The 6,621-nt window shown below is 75.0% G+C and carries 4 protein-coding genes; 3 read left to right on the plus strand and 1 reads right to left on the minus strand.

Features of this window, described 5'->3' with window-relative positions; all coding sequences use genetic code 11:
• Positions 1-157: 157 nt before the first annotated feature.
• The gene (locus ACWD6P_RS36590; protein WP_451448537.1) at positions 158-910 is read right to left on the minus strand and encodes an SLATT domain-containing protein; all 753 of its coding nucleotides are present in this window, start codon (positions 908-910) and stop codon (positions 158-160) included.
• Between the two features lie 344 nt (positions 911-1,254).
• On the opposite strand from ACWD6P_RS36590, the gene purD reads away from it, so the two are divergent.
• From purD to ACWD6P_RS36605, 3 genes are all read left to right on the plus strand, one after another.
• A complete protein-coding gene (gene purD / locus ACWD6P_RS36595; protein ID WP_451448538.1) occupies positions 1,255-2,529 on the plus strand; it encodes a phosphoribosylamine--glycine ligase in 1,275 nt (424 codons plus the stop codon).
• A 361-nt stretch (positions 2,530-2,890) separates the two neighbouring features.
• Complete coding sequence (locus ACWD6P_RS36600) at positions 2,891-4,729, plus strand: hypothetical protein (RefSeq protein ID WP_451448539.1); 1,839 nt, start codon at positions 2,891-2,893, stop codon at positions 4,727-4,729.
• A gap of 288 nt (positions 4,730-5,017) precedes the next feature.
• Entirely contained in the window at positions 5,018-6,496 is a 1,479-nt protein-coding gene (locus ACWD6P_RS36605; RefSeq protein ID WP_451448540.1) for a N,N-dimethylformamidase beta subunit family domain-containing protein, read from the plus strand.
• Positions 6,497-6,621: the final 125 nt, after the last annotated feature.

The raw sequence follows: 6,621 nt of genomic DNA on the forward strand, positions 1-6,621 counted from the left end.
GGGTGCCGCCGCGGCCCAGGGCCGGTAGTAGCTCGCGCTGCCGCCGCCATGCGGAAACAGCAGCACTCGGGCCCGGGCGTACGGCCGCGGCGCGACAACGGCGACAAACCCCCACGGCGGGCCAGCCGAAAACGTGGGCAGCAGGCAAAGCGCAGCGTCAGCGCGGCGCCTCCGGCGGCCGCTGCCGCGGCATGTTCGGCCGCGCACGATGCGGCACCGCAAACCGCCCCGGCGGCCCGGCCCCCTCCGGCCGCGCCGCCCACGGCACCATCGCCTGCGCGGCCTGCGGCACCGGACCGGCCCGGAACTCCGCCATCCAGTCGGCCGTCTCCGTCCGCACCAGCTCACCGAGGTCCTCGTTGAACCGCCGCAGCACGCCCAGGCACCGCTCCGCCGCCTCGCTCGCCGTGCCCTCCGTCGGCCCGAGCACCTCGCGTACGCCCTCCGACGCCCAGTCGAACTGGAGCGCCTCCAGCCGCCGGTGGATCGCCTGGGCGGTCGCCAGATCCCGCATCCAGCCGACCGTCACCCCGAAGTACCGGTCGCAGGCCACGCACACCGCCGCCAGCAGCAGCGACAGACAGCCCCAGGGCGCCCCGCCCCGCCACACCCCGGCCAGATCCAGCAGCGGCAGCGTCCCGCCCACCGTCACCCCGGCCGCGGCCCCCAGCCGCAGCACCCGCGCGCCGCGGCGCTTGGCCAGCCGGTCGTGCAGATACCAGTCGGCGGCGCGCAGCGCGCCCTCCTCGGTCCATAGGTAGAGCGCCTCCAGCCGGCCGCCCGGCTCGCCCCAGTCGCCGGACGGAAAGGCCCGCCCGGTGAGGTCCCGCCGGCCGCGGCTCCCGTACCACCGAGGGGAGCGGCCGTCCTCCCGAGGGGGCCCCTCGGGCTGCATCTCCGGCTGACTCACCCGTGCACTCCCTCTCTACGCTCTCTGCTGCGCTCCGCGGGAACGTGCGCTCCGCGGGAACGTGCGGTGCGCGCGTGACCTGTGCGGTGCACGCGTGACATACGTGACGGCCGTCGCGCACAGCCCCTTCCTACCGCCGAACGGCTGGCACCAGCCGCAAGATCACGCTATTTCCGCCCAGAAGTGGTGCGACGTCGGGTATAGGGACACCGGGGATCTCACCCGAAAGAGTTGCCGCCGCGGCCGCGGACGGTTTCCGTCGGTTTCCGGCCGCCGTGCCGCGCTTGTGCGATCGCGGTAAGGCCGACGTCCGGCCTTCTGGTGCGTTCGTCTAGGCTGCCACCGTGAAGGTCCTCGTCATCGGCGGCGGCGCCCGCGAACACGCCCTGTGCCGCTCTCTGTCCCTCGACCCCGACGTCACCGCGCTGCACTGCGCTCCCGGCAACGCCGGCATCGCCGAGGTGGCCGAACTGCACGGGGTCAACGCCCTCGACGGCCAGGCCGTCGCCGAACTCGCCGCCGGCCTGGAGGCCGACCTGGTCGTCGTCGGACCTGAGGCCCCGCTGGTGGCGGGCGTCGCGGACGCCGTACGCGACCGCGGCATCCCGGTCTTCGGCCCCTCGGCCCAGGCCGCCCAGCTGGAGGGGTCCAAGGCCTTCGCCAAGGACGTGATGGCCGCCGCGGCCGTCCCCACCGCCCGCAGCTACGTCTGCACCACCCCGCAGGAGATCGACGAGGCGCTGGACGCCTTCGGGGCGCCGTACGTCGTCAAGGACGACGGCCTGGCCGCCGGCAAGGGCGTCGTGGTCACCGACGACGTCGAGGCCGCCCGCGCCCATGCGCTGGCCTGCGACCGCGTCGTCATCGAGGAGTTCCTCGACGGCCCCGAGGTCTCGCTCTTCGCGGTCACCGACGGCGAGAGCGTCGTCCCGCTCCAGCCCGCGCAGGACTTCAAGCGCGCCTACGACGGCGATCAGGGCCCCAACACCGGCGGCATGGGCGCGTACAGCCCGCTGCCCTGGGCCGACCCCAAGCTGGTCGACGAGGTGCTGGCCACGGTCCTGCAGCCCACCGTCGACGAGCTGCGCCGCCGCGGCACCCCGTTCTCCGGGCTGCTCTACGCGGGCCTGGCGATCACCTCCCGCGGGGTGCGGGTGATCGAGTTCAACGCCCGCTTCGGCGACCCGGAGACCCAGGTCGTGCTCGCCCGCCTCCAGACCCCGCTCGGCGGTCTGCTGCGCGCCGCCGCGACCGGCAACCTGGCCGCGCTCCCGCCGCTGCGCTGGAGCGACGACGCGGCCGTGACGGTCGTCATCGCCTCCCACAACTACCCGGGCACCCCGCGCACCGGCGATGCCATCGAGGGGCTGGCCGAGGTCGCCGAGCAGGACGCCCCCGACGCGTACGTCCTGCACGCCGGCACGAAGCGCGACGGCTCCGGCGCGGTGCTCAGCGCGGGCGGCCGGGTGCTGTCGGTCACCGCCACCGGCGCCGACCTCACCACCGCCCGCCAGCGCGCCTACCGCGCCGTGGGCCGGATCTCCCTGGACGGCTCCCAGCACCGTACGGACATCGCCGCCAAGGTCGCGGACGAGGCGGCACAGGCCCCGGGCGCATAGGGCGTACGGGGGCGCGCCGGCGGCCCGGCCGCGCGCCGCGCCCACGGCCCACACCACCCCGCTGCCGGTTCCCGGCTTTACCCAAAGCCATTCCATCGAGTGACCACACCAGATTCCGGCTGACGAGACGTACACCCCCAACTAGGGTGCCGCGCAGGCGTCCTGCAGTTTCCGTGGCCCGATACGGCCCGGTTGCCGCGGCGGCGTCCGGCAAGTGGCTCACCGGCATTGCGATGTCAGTGGCCAGTGCCACAGTGGTGGTGAGCGAGCTCGCTCGCACCACAACGCGCAATGTTCGAAGACGTCCGTCCCGTGTTCTCTCCGTCCGGCTCCATCAGGACAGCAGGGGGTGTACAGGCTCGTGGCAAGTCCGGAAACAGGCGTCCTGGCGGCGCGTGCCCGCGCCCTTGCGGTGCTGCGGGTCCGCGGCGCGGCCCTGGCCGTGGCGCTGCTGCCCGCAGCCGCGGCGGTGGTGCTGTTCGCCGGCCGGGTGAGCGGCCATCTCGGCGCGGGCGGCGGCTGGGACCTCGCCCGCTGGATCGTCAGCGGCGTCGCGGTGCTCAGCCTGCTCCTCGCGGCGCTGGTCACGGCCGTCGTCGTGCGCGCCCGGCCGGCGCTGAGCCCCTCCGTCCCGATCTCCGAGAAGTCGGCGCCCGACCTCTACCGCCTGGTCCGCGACCTCGCCGACCGCCTGGAGGTCCCCGCGCCGTCCGCCATAGCGCTCACCCCGGACTGCGACAGCTGGCTGGAGGACCGTACGCACCGCGCCCACGGCCCGCCGGAGGGCGGTGACCGGCCCGCGGCCGAGGCCCGCCGGGCGCCCGAGGCCCCGGTCCTGGTCATCGGCTCGCCGTTCCTGTGGTGGATGCGGGTCGCCGAGCTGCGCGCCCTGCTCGCGCCCGTCGTCGCCGGCACCGGCCCGTCGGCCCACCCCGACATAGCCGCCGCCCGCCGCTTCATCCGAGGCCTGGACGCCGCCGTCGCGGTCGCCGCCCACGCCGAGGGCCCGTTGCGGGGGCCGGCGCTCCGCTTCGTCGGCCGGGTGGCACGGCTGCTGCTGCGGGCCTGCCGCGAGCACGCCACGATCATGGAGCGGGCCGTCGCGGCGGCCGCCTCCGAGCGCGCCCAGACCGTCGACTACGGCCTGCGGATCGTCGCCCAGGAGCAGGTCGGCCTCGCGTACGCGGGCTGGGACCGGCTGCTGACCCGGGTGGCGCTGCCCGCCTGGCGAATGGGCCGCTGGCCGTCCCGGCTCGACGCCGGCGTGGTCTCCGCGCTCACCGAGCTCTCCCGCCGCGACCGCCTCGCCGACGGCTTCGCCTCCCGTCTGGGCGAGCGCCCCGCCTGCGACCTCCTGGAGGAGCCGGGCGCCATCGACCGCGCCGCCTCCCTGCTGGCCGCCCGCCTCTTCCACGGCGGCCCGGCCGAGCCGGGACCCGACTGGTCACCGGTCGGCTGGCAGCAGTACCCGGAAGAGGTCGTGGACCGGAAGTGGCGCCTGGAGGCCGCCCGCCTGCACCGCGTCCTCGACGAGCTGCCGACCGCGCCCCTCCCGACGGCCCCGGAGCCGCCCCCCGCCGCCCCCACCCTGTCGTACGCCAGCACCCCGGCCCGCGGCCGGGCAGGCCACCGCCCCGCGGACCGGCCGGACCAGCACCCCGCCGACGGCCGTCCCACAAGCCCGGCGGCCACCCCCGCCGACCGCGGCACTGAGGGGCCCGCCGCGCCGCCCGCGGGCCCGACCCTGGCCAGGGTCATCGACCGGCTCGCCCATGACGAGGGCGCGGGTGACCTCGTCGCCGCCCGGCTGGGCGCGGAGGTCGAGCGCGAGGAGCGCGAGGAGGCGGCTCGTCAGGCCGCCCGCGGCAGCTCGGCGCAGGACGCCGCGGCGGGCGTGGCCTGGGGCGACGGTCTGGTGGAGGGCGGCCTTCCGCTGTTCCCGCTGCAGCCGCCCCGCACGGGCCGCGAGCTGCTCGCCGACCACGTCACGGCCATGGTCTGCTGCGCCGCCGTCGACACCGCCGGCGCCGCCCCCGGCCTCGACTGGCTCGACGGCCCGGCGCTGCTGGTCGACGGTGCCCGCCGGGCCGACCTGGGCCGCCCGGTGCTCAGCCTGGTCGACGACGGTGACGCGGAACCGCTCCGCGGCTGGCTGACGACGGTCGGCGTACGCCCCGAAAAGCCGGTCCGGCTGGTATGACCCGGGCAGCGGACCGCAGCGTGCGCCGGGGCCCGCGCCCGGCCGCGCCCCCGTGGCCGCTCCGGTCGGCGAACAGAAGAACGGACCCGTCACCCGCGACGGTTCGGACCACCGGCTGAATGTTCCCTTTCAGTTCGTACTTCGGGGCGGTGGCATCTAAATTCACGACGAAGGGTGACGAAGCGAGTGCGTAATGTGATGTGCTGGGGGAGGCCGGGTCCGCTCAGCCGGACGTGACACCGGCCCGATCGGCCGGGGCCGATGGGGGACGCGGGAGGGGAGTGGAAGGTGGCGACGGAACAGATCAGGCGATGGGAATCGGGCGCCCTCGCGCACGCGGTCACGGACCCGTTCGGGCAGGGGCCACTGCCCTGGCTGCGTGGCAGCGAGAGCTACTTCGACTCCGGCCAGATCATTCCCTGGTACGTCGACCCCGCCGTCGCCCAGGGGGATCTGCGGCTGCCCGCCCCCCGCAAGCACAACGGACCCCGCAGCGCCGACGACGTCCACCGCCAGATCAAGGGCTTCGCCGGCACCGGCGCGGTGGCCCCCGGAGAGGCGATCGACTTCCGGGTCTCGGTCGACCCGCCGCAGCCCTTCAGCATCGACGTCTACCGCATCGGCCACTACGCGGGCACCGGCGCGGCGAAGATCACCACCAGCCCACGGCTGGCCGGCATCGTCCAGCCGCCCCCGCTGACCGTCGACCGCACCGTCTCCTGCCACCACTGGTGGCTGTCCTGGCGCCTCCAGGTCCCCACGTACTGGAACCTCGGCGCCTACGTCGCCGTCCTGACCACCGCCGACGGCTACCGCTCCCACATCCCCTTCACGGTCCGCGACGACCACCCCGCCGACCTGCTCCTGCTGCTGCCCGACATCACCTGGCAGGCCTACAACCTCTACCCGGAGGACGGCCGCACCGGCGCCAGCCTCTACCACGCCTGGGACGAAAAGGGCGCCCTGCTCGGCGAACAGGACGCCGCCACCACCGTCTCCTTCGACCGCCCCTACGCCGGCGCCGGCCTGCCCCTCCATGTCGGCCACGCCTACGACTTCATCCGCTGGGCCGAGCGCTACGGCTACGACCTCGCCTACGCCGACGCCCGCGATCTGCACGCCGGCCGCGTCGACCCGTCCCGCTACCGGGGCCTGGTCTTCCCCGGCCACGACGAATACTGGTCGGTACCCATGCGCCGCACGGTCGAACTCGCCCGGGACACCGGCACCTCCCTCGTCTTCCTCTCCGCCAACACCATGTACTGGCAGGTCGAACTCTCCCCCTCGCCGTCGGGCCCGGACTCCCTCCTCAACTGCCGCAAACGCCAGGGCCCCGGCCGCCCCGCCCTCTGGCGCGAGATCGGCAACCCCGAGCAGCGCCTGATGGGCATCCAGTACGCGGGACGGGTCCCCGAGCCGGCCCCCATGGTCGTCCGCAACGGCGACCACTGGCTGTGGGAGGCCACCGGCGCCCACGAAGGCGACGAACTCCCCGGCCTCGTCGCCGGCGAAGCCGACCGCTACTTCCCCCGCACCAGCCTCCCCGACCACACCCGCCGCATCCTGCTCGCCCACTCCCCGTACCGCGACAGCGAAGGCACCCGCCGCCACCAGGAGACCTCCCTCTACCGCGCCCCCAGCGGCGCCCTGGTCTTCGCCTCCGGCACCTTCGCCTGGTCCCCGGCCCTGGACCGCCCCGGCCACGTCGACCAACGCATCCAACGCGCAACGGCGAACTTGCTGGACCGGATCTGCAAACGCGACTAGCTGCGCTTGGCTGGCTGCCCACGTTTTTGGCTGGCCCGCCGTGGGGGTTGCGCGTGGTTCGCCTGCGGCGGGCCCTTTCGCTGCGCTTTGCCGCGGCCAGCCGAAAACGTCGGCCGCGGCAAAGC

This window comes from Streptomyces sp. NPDC002446 (genome assembly GCF_053595675.1).